This is a genomic window from Cohnella yongneupensis (genome assembly GCF_042655785.1).
Taxonomy (GTDB): domain Bacteria; phylum Bacillota; class Bacilli; order Paenibacillales; family Paenibacillaceae; genus Cohnella; species Cohnella yongneupensis.
Genome location: NZ_JBHSNC010000041.1, coordinates 87,485 through 102,263 on the forward strand (window position 1 = coordinate 87,485; position 14,779 = coordinate 102,263).

Annotated in this window: 14 protein-coding genes; 4 read left to right on the forward strand and 10 right to left on the reverse strand. The window is 53.4% G+C overall.

Annotated elements, in window-relative coordinates; all coding sequences use genetic code 11:
* Positions 1–3 precede the first annotated feature (3 nt).
* The 8 genes from ACFPQ4_RS13280 to ACFPQ4_RS13315 all read right to left on the reverse strand — a co-directional run bounded on the left by ACFPQ4_RS13280 (position 4) and on the right by ACFPQ4_RS13315 (position 10,633).
* Positions 4–1,752 carry an AMP-binding protein gene (locus ACFPQ4_RS13280; protein WP_378112347.1) on the reverse strand — a complete coding sequence of 583 codons (1,749 nt, stop codon included), beginning with the start codon at positions 1,750–1,752 and terminating at the stop codon, positions 4–6.
* 29 nt (positions 1,753–1,781) lie between these two features.
* Positions 1,782–3,128, reverse strand: coding sequence for a phenylacetate--CoA ligase family protein (locus ACFPQ4_RS13285; RefSeq protein ID WP_378112348.1), 1,347 nt, complete (start codon positions 3,126–3,128; stop codon positions 1,782–1,784).
* A gap of 692 nt (positions 3,129–3,820) precedes the next feature.
* Positions 3,821–4,720: a DMT family transporter gene (locus ACFPQ4_RS13290; protein WP_378112349.1), complete on the reverse strand. Its 900-nt coding sequence runs from the start codon at positions 4,718–4,720 to the stop codon at positions 3,821–3,823.
* A 502-nt stretch (positions 4,721–5,222) separates the two neighbouring features.
* Entirely contained in the window at positions 5,223–6,323 is a 1,101-nt protein-coding gene (locus ACFPQ4_RS13295; protein ID WP_378112350.1) for a Gfo/Idh/MocA family protein, read from the reverse strand.
* Between the two features lie 23 nt (positions 6,324–6,346).
* Entirely contained in the window at positions 6,347–7,069 is a 723-nt protein-coding gene (locus tag ACFPQ4_RS13300) for a ThuA domain-containing protein (RefSeq protein WP_378112351.1), read from the reverse strand.
* Positions 7,066–8,121: a LacI family DNA-binding transcriptional regulator gene (locus ACFPQ4_RS13305; RefSeq protein ID WP_378112352.1), complete on the reverse strand. Its 1,056-nt coding sequence runs from the start codon at positions 8,119–8,121 to the stop codon at positions 7,066–7,068. Before ACFPQ4_RS13305 ends, ACFPQ4_RS13300 begins: the two co-directional genes overlap by 4 nt.
* 585 nt (positions 8,122–8,706) lie before the next feature.
* Positions 8,707–10,377, reverse strand: a complete 1,671-nt coding sequence (locus ACFPQ4_RS13310; protein WP_378112353.1) for a methyl-accepting chemotaxis protein — start codon at positions 10,375–10,377, stop codon at positions 8,707–8,709.
* Positions 10,378–10,537: 160 nt separating this feature from the next.
* On the reverse strand, positions 10,538–10,633 hold the full coding sequence (locus tag ACFPQ4_RS13315; protein WP_378112354.1) for a sporulation protein YjcZ: 96 nt from the start codon (positions 10,631–10,633) through the stop codon (positions 10,538–10,540).
* Between the two features lie 213 nt (positions 10,634–10,846).
* Here ACFPQ4_RS13315 and ACFPQ4_RS13320 point away from each other — a divergent pair, with 213 nt between their 5' ends.
* The gene (locus ACFPQ4_RS13320) at positions 10,847–11,929 is read left to right on the forward strand and encodes a glycosyl hydrolase family 18 protein (protein ID WP_378112355.1); all 1,083 of its coding nucleotides are present in this window, start codon (positions 10,847–10,849) and stop codon (positions 11,927–11,929) included.
* A 76-nt stretch (positions 11,930–12,005) separates the two neighbouring features.
* On the opposite strand, the gene ACFPQ4_RS13325 is transcribed toward ACFPQ4_RS13320, so the two are convergent.
* Positions 12,006–12,284: an SHOCT domain-containing protein gene (locus ACFPQ4_RS13325; protein ID WP_378112356.1), complete on the reverse strand. Its 279-nt coding sequence runs from the start codon at positions 12,282–12,284 to the stop codon at positions 12,006–12,008.
* A gap of 197 nt (positions 12,285–12,481) precedes the next feature.
* On the opposite strand from ACFPQ4_RS13325, the gene ACFPQ4_RS13330 reads away from it, so the two are divergent.
* From ACFPQ4_RS13330 to ACFPQ4_RS13340, 3 genes are read left to right on the forward strand one after another with little or no spacing between them, the layout of a single operon-like run.
* On the forward strand, positions 12,482–12,808 hold the full coding sequence (locus ACFPQ4_RS13330; protein ID WP_378112357.1) for a YbjQ family protein: 327 nt from the start codon (positions 12,482–12,484) through the stop codon (positions 12,806–12,808).
* Entirely contained in the window at positions 12,805–13,038 is a 234-nt protein-coding gene (locus tag ACFPQ4_RS13335; RefSeq protein WP_378112358.1) for a hypothetical protein, read from the forward strand. The genes ACFPQ4_RS13330 and ACFPQ4_RS13335 overlap by 4 nt, the downstream gene beginning before the upstream one ends.
* Before the next feature lie 17 nt (positions 13,039–13,055).
* Positions 13,056–14,246 (forward strand): hypothetical protein, encoded by a 1,191-nt coding sequence (locus tag ACFPQ4_RS13340; protein WP_378112359.1) that lies wholly within the window; start codon positions 13,056–13,058, stop codon positions 14,244–14,246.
* A gap of 84 nt (positions 14,247–14,330) precedes the next feature.
* Here ACFPQ4_RS13340 and ACFPQ4_RS13345 read toward each other — a convergent pair whose 3' ends face one another.
* A complete protein-coding gene (locus ACFPQ4_RS13345; RefSeq protein ID WP_378112360.1) occupies positions 14,331–14,588 on the reverse strand; it encodes a hypothetical protein in 258 nt (85 codons plus the stop codon).
* Positions 14,589–14,779: the final 191 nt, after the last annotated feature.

Consider the following 14,779-nt stretch of genomic DNA (forward strand, 5'->3'; position numbering starts at 1 on the left):
CGGTTAATCGTCTTCCTTTTGCAAATCCTGCATTAACCGTTGCGCCTTCTCATGCGAGGGATCGCTTTGCAAGGCGACCCGCAACATCTCCATCGCTTTCTCTTCGTCATTAAGCTTCAAATAACATTGCCCGAGAGAGACATAGATGTCGGCATCCTCTAGCCCGTGATCCACGCAATATTGAAACTCCAGGGCAGCCAGAGCCGGGTTGCCCCCGAGCGTCTCCGGCGTGTTGAGCAGCCTCGCTCCGTTCATTCTCCGGGCAAAAGGAAGCAGCGGATCGATATCGAGCGCCGCCTTGACTTCGTTCTCAAAGATCGGGAGCAGTTTGATTTTCTCCAGCATGTTACCCGCTTCGATCAAGCGGCCGTAGGCCGCCGCCAGCCAAGCGTGCGCTTCCGCGTTGCGATCGTTAATCGCGACCGCTTCTTCGAATGCCGTCTTGGCTTCGCCGTATGCATGGTGGATAAAACTGTCTCGCCCTCGATCTAGAAGCTCGCGGACAGGATCGATGTCTCGTTCCAGACGTTGTATATAAACCGGTTTCTTGGATGGCACGTTCAAGATCAGCTCCCCGCGATCGAGTAACACTCCTTCGGATACGATTTCCACGGTTACGGGCACGCGCAGCTGTCTTGCCAGTTGCGCTTTAATCGCATCGATCTTCCATTCGGAAGCTCTATGAGAGTCGAGCAGCATATGCAACCCTCTCTCTTGTTCGATGACGCGCCATGCTTCCGGCGCCGGAACGAGCGAATAGACGGCATCTTGGACGTCTTTGGCGTCCAGCGTAGTCGTCCCGAAGGTCAACCGATCTTTGCTCCGGCCGTAATGCGTGAGCGCGGAGCCGGAGCGACCGCAAGGGCATTTGTGCGGCGCGAGCGAAACAATATCTTCATTGAAGTAACGCAACAGCGGGGATGCATGATGGGAGAGCGTCGTAATTGCCGCGAAGCCTCTGAATCCTTCGTCGGCAGGCGTCGCGCGGTCTTCCTTAAGCACCTCGACCAAGAAGTCCCGCTCCGTTACGTGAAGCACGCCATGCTCGCACATGACCGCGATATTACCTGTTTCCGTTGAGCCGTACATGTTGAATACGGGCACGCCCCACAGCTGTTCGATATGACGTCTGCGGCTATCGCTCATCAGCTCGCCTGCGACGCAGATCGCCCGCAGCGCGGGAAAATCCCAGCATGCCTGCTGTCCGAGCAGCCTGGAGGTTTCGGCTAACAGCTCCATCTCCCGCGGCAATCCGGCGAGCACCGTCACGCCAAGGCGCCTCATGAGATCAAGCACGCGCGGATAGGGGGTCACCGCCGTACGGCTGCTCGCGGGCACGATGCCCGCGCCTGTCTGCCAACATGCCTGTTGCATGAGAAAGGCCGGCAAAGACATCGCATACGGAAAACGGATGAGAACCAGATCCTCCGAGGCGAGGTTGACGCCGCATTCCTTCAGTTGCCTGCCGCCGATCGCCAAGTCTTCTTGCGTGAACCAGGAAGCGGACGGCTCGCCCGTCGTTCCGAAAGATTCATGATATTGCGCGACTTCCTGGCTTGCGACGGCCAGATGGCCGAACGCCCCCGCACCGCGCAGATCCTCCTTCGTCGTCAGCGGAAGCGTGCCGATATCCGCAAGCCCGATATCCGTCGTATCGTAGCCGTTCAACTTCTCTTGATACAACGGGGACTTCGTGATGCGAGCGAGCAAATTCCGCAGCTTACGGTCCCGCTCTTCTAAGCTGTTGGACATGGCGATTCTCCTTTTACACGAATACGAGATTATCTAATGATGACGCGAGTCGCTTTTCCGAACGTACGAGGGATGTCGCGCCTAACGACGACTTTGCAGTCGATGCCTATGGCGTCCGCCATTTTGCGCCGTACTTTTTTCGCCAGCTTCTCATCGGTCAGGGCGGTACGGAACGGCTCGACTTCGATCGTCAGCTTGCCTTGTTCCACGATGAAGTGATACCAGAAGCTGACGTCGGGCACTTCAAGCAAAAATTGCTCCAGCATAAACGGAGAGTAGTCGTCGCCCTCCAACCGGATCATATTTTCCATGCGCCCTCTTAGGTGAAGGACATCCATCGTAGTTCCGCATGCGCACTTCGATCGTTGCATATAGCCGATATCTCCGCTGCGGTAACGCACCATGGGCATCCCTTCCCGCAGCAGCGTGGTCAAGACGATCTCGCCAGTCTTGTCGTATCCCAGGGCAGCGCCGGTATCCGGATCGACGATTTCCATGAACACATGTCCTTCGGCAACGTGATAACCCGCGTGTTCCTTGCATTCGATCGCGACGACGCCGCATTCGGTAGAACCGTAGAAGAAAGACACCTCGCAGTTCCACCATTGCTCCAGCCTTTTACGGAACGTGTAAGAACAACCTTCGCCGGTCAGGATAATTCGGCGCAGCTTAATATCGACGCCGGGTTTAATGCCGTACTTCTCGCTTTCCTCCGCAAGCAACGCGGCATAGGACGGCGTCGTGGTCAAAATCGTCGCTTGGTACTCCTTCATCAACTCTAGCGACTTGTCCACCGGCGCCATATATCCGCCTTTGCCCAGCGAGAGAACCGCCGTCCCGAAGGCGAATTGAAACAGACGCTGGAAACCGAGCCCAGGCAGCGCGAATTCGTAAGGCAGCGCGATCGCTACGACGTCGCTGTCCGAATCGGGAAACAGCTCCAAATATTTAGGCATGAGATCGTACACGTATTGATCGGCCAGCGTATAAGACGTATAGATCGGCTTGCCCGACGTGCCGCTCGTCAGATGGACTTGCCCGATTTGCTTCGGTTCCACGCAGAGCAGCTTCATTTTGTCGCCGCGAATGACGTCTTTGCGCAGCAGGGGGATCGTGTCCAGTTGCGCTAGAGACGCGATACTCGGCGAAGTTATGCCGGCCTCCATGAGCGCGGCGCGATAGTAGTCGTTATGGTTCCAGATGTGCTCCAGGGTCAAATTGATCGCCTGCAGCTGATAGTGCTCCCGACGTTCGCTCGGCAGCTTCTCGATCGTGACACCTTCCGCGTCCAATGCTTGGTAAAAAGCCCTTAAAGGCTCCAGATGCGACGTATGCTCATCGATAGAGACGGTCATTTTGTGAGATTGGGTTTTCATGAATACCCTCCTGGTCAAAGCATCATTCAATGCGCGTTCGCGATTTATGATAAGGGATCGCTTGGTGCGTAACAATCGACGATTACCCAAATACGCGCAGGCGCGTACAAAATGGGTACAGCCTTAGAGCGGCAAGGTTTGCGATGCGATTCGCGGAGTGTACAAGGCAGGCTTGAGACTCGAGTGGTTCGCGCTGTTGCATGCCACCGAGCCTATTTCTCATCGGTAATTCGATAATTCCGCGCTGTTGGGTATCGGCGGGGGTGGACGGGGGTAATTCTACGCAGTAACCCGAAATTTCAGCGCTATTGCGTGCTGGCAGGGTAATTCAGTTAAGTAGCCCGATATTTCAGCGCTATTGCGTGCTGCCGAGCCTGTTTCTTTTCAGTAACTCGGTGTATCCGCTCTATTGCGTGCTGTCATGCCTGTTTCTCTTCAGTAACTCGGTGTATCCGCGCTATTGCGTGCTGTCATGCCTGTTTCTCTTCAGTAACTCGGTGTATCCGCGCTATTGCGTGCTGTCGTGCGTGTTTATCTTCTTTAACCCGATAATTCCGCGCTATTGCGTGCTGCCGAGCCTGTTTCTCTTCAGTAACCCGAAATTTCCGCGCTATTGCAGCGCACAACAAAAACCCGCCGGGAGATGTCCCCTGCGGGTTTCGCACTGTGTTCTTTGTTTACCTAGGTGACGCCTATCCCTTACTCTGCCGCTCCATCCCGATCCAGACGAGACCTGCCGCCATGAACGCGGTTCCGGCGAGCTGCAAACCCGTCACTTGCTCGTCGAAGAACAAATAGCCGGCCGCCACCGCAGCTGCCGGTACGACATACCGGAAGAAATTCGCGCGCGCGGCGCCCACCTTCAGCATGCTCCCGTTCCACGCAACGAATGAGAATACGGTACAGATCAGAATGTTAAAGCCGATCGCCGTATAGTGCTCCGCGGTCAAGCTGCCCCAATCCACTTTGCCCCACGAGCCCAGCGTAATCGGGAACATGAACAACGTGCCGAAAAAGATAAACCACGTGCTTACCCTAAGCGGCGAATACCGTTTCATTAGCGGCATGCAAGACAGATTGAATAACGCGCCTATAATACTTACGCCGAACGCTAACATATTGCCTACCATATTATCCGAGGACAAGCTGAGTCCCTCTTCGCCGCCGAGAATGACGAACGATACGCCGACCATGGAAACCGCACCGCCGATAGCGAGCCTGCGAGTGAACCGTTCCTTTACGAATAGCGGCGCGAACAACGCTGCGAAGATCGGCCAAGGCGCCACGTTAAGTAGCGATGCGTTGGCGAGCGTCGTGTATTTAATCGAATACATGACCGCGATCTCGAGTCCGGTAACGCCGACTAACCCGATTCCCGCCAACGCGAGCATATCGCGCCTTGAAACGCCGACATTTCCCTCCTTGAGCTTCAAAATCAAGAAGAAGAACGGCACCGCGCCTCCGAATCGAATGAACGAAAAGAGCACGGGGTCGAAAGTCTCCATCGCCGATCGGGATACGCCGAAGTTTGCACCCCAGATCGCCGCTACCAGCACGAGCGCAATATAGTAAATCCAGTTGTTTGATTTCATGGTTGGCTAAACTCCGTTCTGCTTATGTACGCACTTGAACATTGTGCAGGAGGCTGTAAGTTAATGCAATATAAAATTAGCGGTAAAAGACAACGTTAGAACGTGCGCTCTCGGAATATCGGCGTTGTAACCTCGCGAGACAACGTTAGAGCGTGCGCTCTCGGAGTTTCGGCGCTGTAACCTCGCGAGGCAACGTTAGAACGTGCGCTCTCGGAGTTTCGGCGTTGTAACCTCGCGAGACAACGTTAGAGCGTGCGCTCTCGGAGTTTCGGCGCTGTAACCTCGCGAGGCAACGTTAGAGTGTGCGCTCTCGGAGTTTCGGCGCTGTAACCTCGTGAGACAACGTTAGAACGTGCGCTCTCGGAGTTTCGGCGCTGTAACCTCGCGAGGCAACGTTAGAGTGTGCGTGCGAGCGCGATCAATATTACGTAGCCGCAACACCGCGTGATAACGCAAAAACCGGAGCGACGACGTCGCCCCGGTCTACTTATTCCCTAAGCAGTTAGTCCAGCGTGAAATCCGCCAAGCCCAACGGCATCGAAGCCGGGCGCTCGCACGTGCTCTTCATGACGTAGTGCTTGCCTTGCTCGGCAGCGTCGTGGAAGCCATGCATTGCTTCAAGCACGTGGAACGCGAGATCGCCGTTCGCGCGGTGCTTGCGTCCGGTCTGAATCGCGCGCGCCATGTCGGCCGCGCCTACTCCGCGCGCGTTCTCGGCGTAGCCGTGCGTGAGCGGAATCTCGGACCAGTTGCCTGCGCCCGAGCGACGGACGCGAATCGTGCCGCCGAAGCCGTTAGGATCCGGAACTTGGATCGTTCCGTGGCTGCCGTACAACTCGATGCAAGGGAGCATCGTACCACCCTTCACGTCGAAGCTCGTCAGGATCGTGGCGATCGGTCCCGCCTCGAACTCCATAATTCCGGCAACGTGTGTCGGCGTCTCTACCGTGACCTTCTGGCCGTATTTCGGTTGGCTCGTGATCGTGCGCTCAGGGAACGTAATGCGCGTCGAACCCGTGACTCTGGCAATCGGACCGAGCAACGAGACGAGCGCCGTCAAATAGTACGGCCCCATATCGAACATCGGGCCGCCGCCCTTCTGGTAGTAGAACTCCGGCGACGGATGCCAGCTCTCGTGGCCGCCGCCCAGCATGAACGCGGTCGCGCCGATCGGCGTGCCGATCCAGCCGTCTTCGACGAGCTTGATCGACGTCTGAATGCCGCCGCCGAGGAACGTGTCCGGCGCACTGCCGACGAGCAACCTTTTGCGACGCGCCAGCTCCAGTACTTGCTGGCCTTCCTCGCGCGTTACGGTGAAAGGCTTCTCCACGTACACGTGCTTGCCCGCTTCGAGCGCTTGCAAGTTAACCGAGCCGTGAGCCAGCGGAATCGTAAGGTTGATGATCATTTCTACATCAGGATCGGCGAGCAATTCTTCGACGGAACAACCGCGAATGCCGTGCTCAGCCGCTTTCGCTTTCGCGCGCTCTACGTCAAGGTCCGCGCAAGCTACGACTTCCATCGAATCGAATTTACGTCCATTTTGAAAATAAATGCCGCTAATGTTACCCGTGCCTATAATGCCGACTTTGATTTTATCCATGATCGCTTCTCATCTCCGGAATCTTAAAGTTGGTTGTCTTGCATACCTGTATAAGCTTCTTGCTTCACGTCCGCGTTCGCGAGCGTCTTGCCTTCCGCAGCCCAGTTGAAACCTCTGCGCATCAGTTCTTGAACAACCGGAATTTCCATGATGTTCGCTTGGTGACCAAGCGAGTTATAATAGACGCGGCCTTGTCCCCAGCGCTTCGTCCAGATGACCGGCATATCTACCGATTTGTTCGTCGCATGCGGACCGTCAGCGAGCGGGAAACGCGTAGTCGCCAGTACTTCGTTCGCCGGGTCGGTATGCAAATAATATTGCTCCGTGCTCACGGTAAAGTCCGCGATCCCATCGACTAGCGGGCTGGAGCTATGCTTGATATTGACGTCGTACGTCGTGCCGTCGTTACCCGGATGCGCGATCCATTGGCCGCCGGTCATGAACTGCCAGTCCGTATTATCGCGGAACGCGTCGCACATGCCGCCATGGCAACCCGCCAAGCCGACGCCGCTCTGTACGGCCGCGGATACGTTGTTCACCCAAGCTCCGTCGATTTTGCCCATCGTCCATACCGGTACGATCAGGTCGAGCGCTTTCAATTTCTCGCCGTCGGCGAACGCCTCGAGCGTATCCGACACCTCGACTTCAAACCCTTCCTTAACGAGCTGGCCACGGAAAATTTCCGCTACCTGCTTCGGTTGGTGACCATCCCAGCCACCCCATACGATTAGCGCTTTTTTCGTCATCTGGACTCTCCACTCCTATGCGTGCCGCATGATTTTCTAACGATTAATTCGGTCTGCAAAATCTCGTTGAAAGCGAACGATTCGTTGTCCGGATCGGACAGCCGATCCAGCAATCGCTCCGCGGCCAGTCGCCCCATTTCGTAAAAAGGCACCTTAACCGTCGTAAGCGGAGGCTCCGTCATGCTCGCGACATCCGAATCGTCATAGCCGACGATCGGCAAATGTTCCGGGAACGAGAGGCCGAGCTCTCTCAATCCTTGCATAAGCCCGATCGCCATCCGGTCATTCGCCACGAAAAGCGCGTCCAGCTTGCCGAGATCAGCATGCACGGCTTCCGCCGCCTGCGTCCCGCTCTTGCGGCTGTAATTGCCCCGGTAGATGATCGACTCGTCTACCTCGATACCCGCTTCGCGTAACGCCCTTAAGTAACCCGACATCCGATCGACGCTGTTGGAATAGTGCGGCGCGCCGTTAAGAAACCCGATTCGCCGGCAGCCTTGCGCGATCAAATGCTTCACCGCTTCGTAGCTGCCTTGCTCGTGATCCGTCGCTACGGCACTCACGTCCAACCCATCGAACCGTTGGTCCATCACGCAAAAAGGCAACCTCTGTCCCGCCATTCGCGCGATTCCCTCCCGCTCGGAAGCGATAGCGCTTGCGCCGAGAACGATGCAGGCATCGATGCGCTGCGTGCGGAACAACGACGCGTAATCGAACACTTCGTTCGGATCCCTGAATAAGAGCAGCAAGCCGTAGCCTTTGGATCGCACTTCTTCCCCTATCCCGCTAAGGATCTCGGAAAAATAATACGTAGAGAACAGATGAACTTTAGGGACGTGCGGCAACACGACGCCGAGGTTCCCGCTTCTTCCGCGGGCGAAGCTCGAGGCAATGGCATTCAGCTCGTAATTAAGCTGCTTGGCCGCTGCCAATACGCGCTGCCTTGTCGTCTCCTTCATCGGTCCGATCCCGTTCAATACGCGGGAGACGGTCGCCTCGGATACGCCTGCCAGCTCTGCGACTTTCTTGCGGTTGGACACGGATACCGCCATCCTGTTCTGAAGTCATCTCCATTAATGTACGCGTGTACATTATGGCACGGAAAAGAGACATCGTCAACAAGACGATACCTCAACCCCGAAGCCGCCTCCAACCTCAGTAACTCGATATTATCGTGCTATTGCGCTCACGAAGTCCATCCAAGTTCAGTAACTCGATATTATCGTGTTATTACGCGCAAAAAGTCCCATCTAAACTCAGTAACACGACATAATCGCGCTATTGCCCCCGCGAAGCCCCATCCAAGTGCAGTAACTCGATTTTATCGTGCTATTGCGTACGCAAAGCCGCCTCCAAGCTAAGTAACTCGATATTATCGTGCTATTGCGCAAACAAAGTCCCATCCAAGCTAAGTAACTCGATATTATCGTGCTATTGCGTACGCAAAGTCTCCTCCAACCTCAGTAACTCGATATTATCGTGCTATTGCCCCCGCGAAGCCCCATCCAAGCTCAGTAACTCGATATTATCGTGTTATAACGCAAACAAAGTCCCTTCCGAGCCCAGTAACCCGGTATATTTCGAGCTATGGCACAAGAAAGGGCCCTTACAGGCCCCAGTTACTCGATATTATCGCGCTATTCCACCCGAAGCGACTTCGTCGTATGCGCCAATTTATCGACGGCTTGCTGAAGGTAACCCGACACGTCCGATTGCGAAGCGGCGAGCCCGGACACTTGCTGCATGCTGTCCCGGATATCGGACGAAGACTCTACGAGTCGCTCGATCGAAGCGACGATCTCGTTCAACCCGGCTGCGACTTCCGTTACAGACTGCGTCCATTCCTCCGTCTGCGCCGCCAGACGGTCGCTTTCGAGTGCGATGTCGCCGAAGGAGGCGACCGCTTGCTCCGAGCGGCCTCTCGTCGCGTCCAAATGCTTGGCGAAGCCGTCAAAGCCGGCGGCCATCGATCCGATATCAGCCTGAATGGCTTGCATCGCGCTCCGAACGTTGCCGGCAAACCCTTCTGTCTGCCCGGCCAATCGGCGAATCTCGTGGGCGATAACCGAGAACCCGCTGCCATGCACGCCTGCTCGCGATGCTTCTATTGAAGCGTTCAATGACAACAGATTCGTCTGGTACGCAATCTCGCTAATGCCGAGCATGAACCGGTGCACGTCCTTCATCCGTTCCTTCATCGACTTCACTTGTCCGCCAAGCCGAAGCATCTCGCCGCTCGTCTCGTCGAAGGAAGCGGATAAAGCCGTCACGAGCGCTTTGCCTTCTTGCGCATAGCCGTTCGTGCGCCATACCGAGTCCCTGAGCGAGCCGGATGCATGCAGCATATGCTCGGAGCCGGCGGACGCTTGCTCGATGACCGCCGAGATCGATGCCGTCGCGTCATGCTGCAGCTCGATCCGCGCTTGACAGCGCTCCGACAAAGACAGAATGGAGGAAGCGGCTTGCCGGTTCTCCGTAGACTTCTCGAGAATGTTGCCCGTCCATTCGACGACTTCGGCTCCCGTCTGGCGATTGGACTCCAGCATGATACGCAGTTGCTCACCCATCTGAGCCAAATACGCATCGACGGTACCGAACTCGTCGCCGCGCGCCGCCGACACGTAACCAAGCTCGCCGTTGCGATATGCCTGAATGCGCCGTAGTAACAACTTAACGCCTTGGTCGATGGACCGCCCAAATAAATACGCTACCCCCAACATTACGACGACCATGAACGCCGTGAGCAGAATAACGTCCCGCGAGCTTCCGGAAATCGTGCTTCTTAGCTGGTTCCCGCTATCCTCACGTTGCGCCGCGAAAAGCTCCTTAAGCTCACCGTCGACCCGAAGCGTATCGCCCATTTGCGACGTTAGTACTTGTCGAATGACGACGCCGTTTAGCGACTCGGGTAAGAACGCACCCGCGAAGTGCGTATCGAATAAGTCCTTATAGGCCAGATTGATTTTATCAAACCAAGACAAGTAAGAGCGCAAGTCCTCGTCCTGATCGAATACGAGCTTTAACCGCCCCGTCACTTCCGACATTTGCGACAGCTTGGCCGTATAGGCTTCCGCCTGCTTCTTCTCGTACCCTTCGCTCAGGAACCTGTAAGAGATCGTATTCAACTCTTGATACAAATTCATCAAGCTTTCGTAGTCCTGGGTCGTCCGATTGAACGCTTCCGCTTCGCTCGTGTGCTTCTTCACCTGTTCGTTCGAGCGAAGAATCGCCAATCCCGTCAATACGCTGATCAACAGAAGCGCGAACAACATTAATAGTAGCTTGCGGACGATCGTTAGTTTTTTCATGTTAAAAAGCCTCCCGCACGTCGAACTTCAAGCCGAGAACGGCTTGTGTCCATTGTACGGGAAGCTTCGCTAGACGCTCTGCTCGGTTTGTGACCCATTACGCTAAAATGATGACTACTTCGCGCTTATAACTAGGAAAAGTAAATCTCACCTTATTTTTTTAATAACCGGCACGCAAAATGATAACGAGCAGGATGAAAAGGACGAGTACAAAAGCAGCGGCTCCCATACCTCCGTAACCTACTTCACCAGACATAGCAAACACCTCCGGTTTTTTTATTAGTGATTCTCTATATTTATATCCATGTTGTAGGAGTGCGGACTGTACAAGTTGCCATCATTGAATTGTCTAATTTCATTAGCGCTTGTCCCATTGATCTGAGAAGATCGCAGTAATGTATTGGACTGTGCATAAGAGGAGGGCCAGGACAACATATTATTTGGAAAAAGACGATATGGTGGATGAAAAATGAAATACTCGATGATTATATTATCGATTGTTACTTTTGCCTTGCTCTTATCCTGCGGCTCCCCGGCTCAACGTCCGCCTGCGGACACATCCCGCCTGAAACAGGAATCCACGGCGAAACCGAAGCTGATACCCAAAATAACAAATCGCATTGTGATGGGATGGAACGCTTTCGGTACAACGGAAACTTATATCAAACAAAGCAGCGTCTCCAAAACCCTTAACGTCGTTTCCCCAAGATGGTTTAAATTAGACTACAACTACAAGCATTTAGTCATTTCTGAGGCTGACGCCCGATTTGTAAAGTGGGCGCATAATTCGGGTAAGCAAGTGTGGCCTTTATTTGGCAACTCCTTTGATACGAAGATGACGGACTTCATTATAAGTAACCCGATCAAGAGCCAAAAAACGATAAATCAGTTACGCGATATTATGGTTAAGTATGAGATCGACGGCGTTAACGTTGATTTCGAAAATATGGACGTGAAAAATAAAGCGCATTTCGTCAATTTCATTCGGCTGCTTAAAGCTGCGCTCCAGCCCTATGGCATGCAAGTTACTGTGGATGTGACCCGGGAAAATCCCGATCCCAATTGGTCTGGCTGCTACGACCGTCGCGGGTTGGGCAAAGTCGCAGACTTTATTGTTATGATGGGATATAACGAAGATTTAGGAGGAGGCGGCCATATCGGCTCGGTTGCTTCCTTGCCTTGGGTCGAGCAGGGCATCCAGTTGCTGCTGAAGGATGTTCCTGCAAACAAGGTGTTGCTGGCCATCCCTTTTTACACAAGAGAATGGGTTACTGATCTAAACAGCGGCAAAGCTTACGGAACCGAATTGGGATTAGTGGATGTCGATAAGATAATCGCTAATTATGGATTAATTAAGAAATGGGATCCCACAACAAAACAAAATTATGTGGAGTACATTAAAGGAATCGAGAGGCATCAAATTTGGCTTGAAGATGAAAATTCAGTGAAGCTGCGGATGGATATCATCAACAAATATAAATTAAAAGGTGCGGCAGCTTGGTGGATCGGCCAAGAGACACCCGAGATATGGCAAGTCATTAGCTCATTCTGATAACACCGCAAAGAAGCGGCTGTCCCGCCCATGCAGAATGCCGCTTCTTCTTTTCCCGTTCCATCCGCCGCACTGGTCAGTGATTCGGATCCTTCAGCCGGATCAGCTCCAATAGCTGCTTATACTCCTCGACTCCGATCTCTCCGCTTGCCAGCCGTTTTTTCAAAATCAACTCGGCATCGAAATTCCCCTCTGACATCTTAGCCCACCCGTTCCGGTAACCGGCGTACGGTCCGAATCCGCAAGAGCGTCCATACCGCCTGAACATGACGATCCGTACGATCAGGAAGACGATCAGAAGCGAGAAGAATACGATCGGGAATACCGGAAACCAGTGCCCACCATGCTCATGCATTCGCTCCACACCCTCTCAGGGAAATTCATTTTCCCTGCTTTCATTGTATCCGCCGGATCTAAACCGCTTCTAACTAGAATGTAAAAAAAGTCTAAAATCATTAGCGGAACGATAAAGCCGTGTTGTACTTGCTTCGCGGCTATATATCCAGCAAATGTGTTAAAATATAGGAAAAATCAGCAAAGGTGCGAATACATATGATCGTCGTTACTACCGAAAACATTCCGGGCTACAAAGTCAAAGAAGTTAAGGGGTTGTGCTTTGGACTTATTGTTAGGAGCCGCGGAATCGGCGCTGACATCAAAGCAGCATTCAAAGGATTGGTCGGAGGCGAAATCAAGCAGTTCACTTCGTTGCTGGAGGATCTCCGGAAAGAATCCATGGACCGCTTAGTACAAAACGCTCAGGCCATGGGTGCAAACGCCATTGTGATGGTTCGCTTCGATTCCGGTGAAATCGGCAAAACGATGGGCGAAATCGTAGCCTACGGCACTGCCGTCGTGGTTGAAAAAGCCGGAGAATGAAATGGATTGTCGGATACTATGGCGTTCAGATCATTATCGTTGTCGTACTCATAATCGTATCTGTTCTTTTCTATGATAAGCGCTACAAACAAAGGAAGTCCGGGGTTGTTCCCAAAGGGTTTGTACGCACGGAAGAAGTTAACGTAGATCCCGTTACGCAGGAAATGCAGCGCGTTTATTACAACCCGGGTACGGGCGAAAGAATCTATATTCGTCAAGAGATCAAATAACGTAAGGAGTGCTCTCATTGGGTACGTTTCTTTCGAATATCCAAGTGTTCGCCGCCGAACACGATAGAATTAAGTTGCTAGAGGAACTGGCGCTTACCCTAAGAGACAGCTTAGTAGAGTCGGAATACGAGGAAACAGATGACCCCGCGTCAGCCGACAGATCTATCCTTGTGCAGCTTTCCTCTGACCGATGGATTTCCGTCTACGACCAAAAACTCGATGAACAGGATATCGACGCAATGGACAGGCTTGGCGCAGTCATCTCGGCTCGTGCCGGCGTCCCTACCGTCGGGTCCGTCGTACACGATAGCGACCTGCTCTTGCTGCGCCTATATCGGAACGGCAGGACGGCCGATACGATCATCAACGACTTGGACATTTTCAACGAAATGTTCGAGGGAAGTTCCCGCAAAAGGAACGGGCTGCCTTCGAAATGGGCCGAAGTTTGTGCGCCTGGCGTGAATCCTACGGAACTAAAGGCGATCTGGGAGAAAGAAACGGTGTTCGCGGAAGAAGCGTTGGCTGTTGCGGCTGAATTGCTGAAAATTCCCGTCGAAGCGGCGATGCGAGGCTATGAGATTGAACCGGAATTTAGTAAAGAGACGATAATGGACGGTCAGGTGAAAGTTCTCCATTTTCGCAGCAAGATCCGCTTATCCGATTACATAGTGCACAGTGACGTGCCCAAGCTATCATTCACAAGTTGGGCCGCCCATGCGGCAGGGGATGTCGGCTTCCCGTCGACGATTCAATTCGGACTTACCAATCAAGGAGCAGCTTTCACTGGACTTGACGTGCTGTTGTGGGGGCCGGCTCTCGACGAGCGATTGATCGAACCTAGTCAGGGTAAGCTGATCAGCGTTTCGCACGATTTCCATGCTCGGGAAGAATGGAGCGGCGATCCGCAGACGGTCGAATTGGTATCAGCGGGGGCTGAGTTCAACGGTTATCGCTATCGATTTTCGGAAATCACCTTCCCGGGCGGGCACATGCTGGACCTATATCCGGAGACGGCGGCCCGGCTTGGCATCATGAAAACATATTTGGAACAGCTCTATCGATCGGAGACTTCGTTTCAGTTAACGTTAACAGGTAGAAGCGTGGGCAAGTCCACTCTTTATATCGCATTCACTCCGCGAGAAGCTTCTGAAGGCCAACTGGGTTTGAGTTTGCCTATATTTATTGGAATAGAACCGGACGCGGAGTAACACCAAGTTAATCCGTCAAAGAAGCGGCTGTCCCTCCCGCGCGGAATGCCGCTTCTTCTCTTTCATTTCAATTAACCGCTCCTGTCAGCTCTTCGGTTCCTTTAGCCGGATCAGATCCAGTAACTGCTTAGACTCCTCGATTCCGATCTCTCCGCTTGCCAGCCGTTTTTTCAAAATCAACTCGGCATAGAAATTTCCCTCTGACGTCTTAATCCACCCGTTCCGGTAACCGGCGTACGGTCCGAGTCCGCATGAAGGCCCATACCGCCTGAGCATGAAGATCCGTACGATCAGGAAGACGATCAGAAGCGAGAAAAAGACGATCCGAATACTGGAAACCAATGCCCCTCATGTTCACCCATTCGCTCCACACCCTCTCAGGGAAATTCATTTTCCCTGAGAGGGTGTGGAGCCGGATCTAAAGCGCTTCTAAATAGAATGTAAAAAAAGTCTAAAATCATTTATTGAAGTAACGGGCAGCATTCCTATAATGAAGAAATATCGAGTTTGAAAAACAAAAAGACTCCTTGGTA

Coding starts and splice junctions, on each gene's coding strand:
- ACFPQ4_RS13280 (WP_378112347.1), bottom strand. CDS start 1,752: ATGTCCAACAGCTTAGAAGAGCGGGACCGTAAGCTGCGGAATTTGCTC.
- ACFPQ4_RS13285 (WP_378112348.1), bottom strand. CDS start 3,128: ATGAAAACCCAATCTCACAAAATGACCGTCTCTATCGATGAGCATACG.
- ACFPQ4_RS13290 (WP_378112349.1), bottom strand. CDS start 4,720: ATGAAATCAAACAACTGGATTTACTATATTGCGCTCGTGCTGGTAGCG.
- ACFPQ4_RS13295 (WP_378112350.1), bottom strand. CDS start 6,323: ATGGATAAAATCAAAGTCGGCATTATAGGCACGGGTAACATTAGCGGC.
- ACFPQ4_RS13300 (WP_378112351.1), bottom strand. CDS start 7,069: ATGACGAAAAAAGCGCTAATCGTATGGGGTGGCTGGGATGGTCACCAA.
- ACFPQ4_RS13305 (WP_378112352.1), bottom strand. CDS start 8,121: ATGGCGGTATCCGTGTCCAACCGCAAGAAAGTCGCAGAGCTGGCAGGC.
- ACFPQ4_RS13310 (WP_378112353.1), bottom strand. CDS start 10,377: ATGAAAAAACTAACGATCGTCCGCAAGCTACTATTAATGTTGTTCGCG.
- ACFPQ4_RS13315 (WP_378112354.1), bottom strand. CDS start 10,633: ATGTCTGGTGAAGTAGGTTACGGAGGTATGGGAGCCGCTGCTTTTGTA.
- ACFPQ4_RS13320 (WP_378112355.1), top strand. CDS start 10,847: ATGAAATACTCGATGATTATATTATCGATTGTTACTTTTGCCTTGCTC.
- ACFPQ4_RS13325 (WP_378112356.1), bottom strand. CDS start 12,284: ATGCATGAGCATGGTGGGCACTGGTTTCCGGTATTCCCGATCGTATTC.
- ACFPQ4_RS13330 (WP_378112357.1), top strand. CDS start 12,482: ATGATCGTCGTTACTACCGAAAACATTCCGGGCTACAAAGTCAAAGAA.
- ACFPQ4_RS13335 (WP_378112358.1), top strand. CDS start 12,805: ATGAAATGGATTGTCGGATACTATGGCGTTCAGATCATTATCGTTGTC.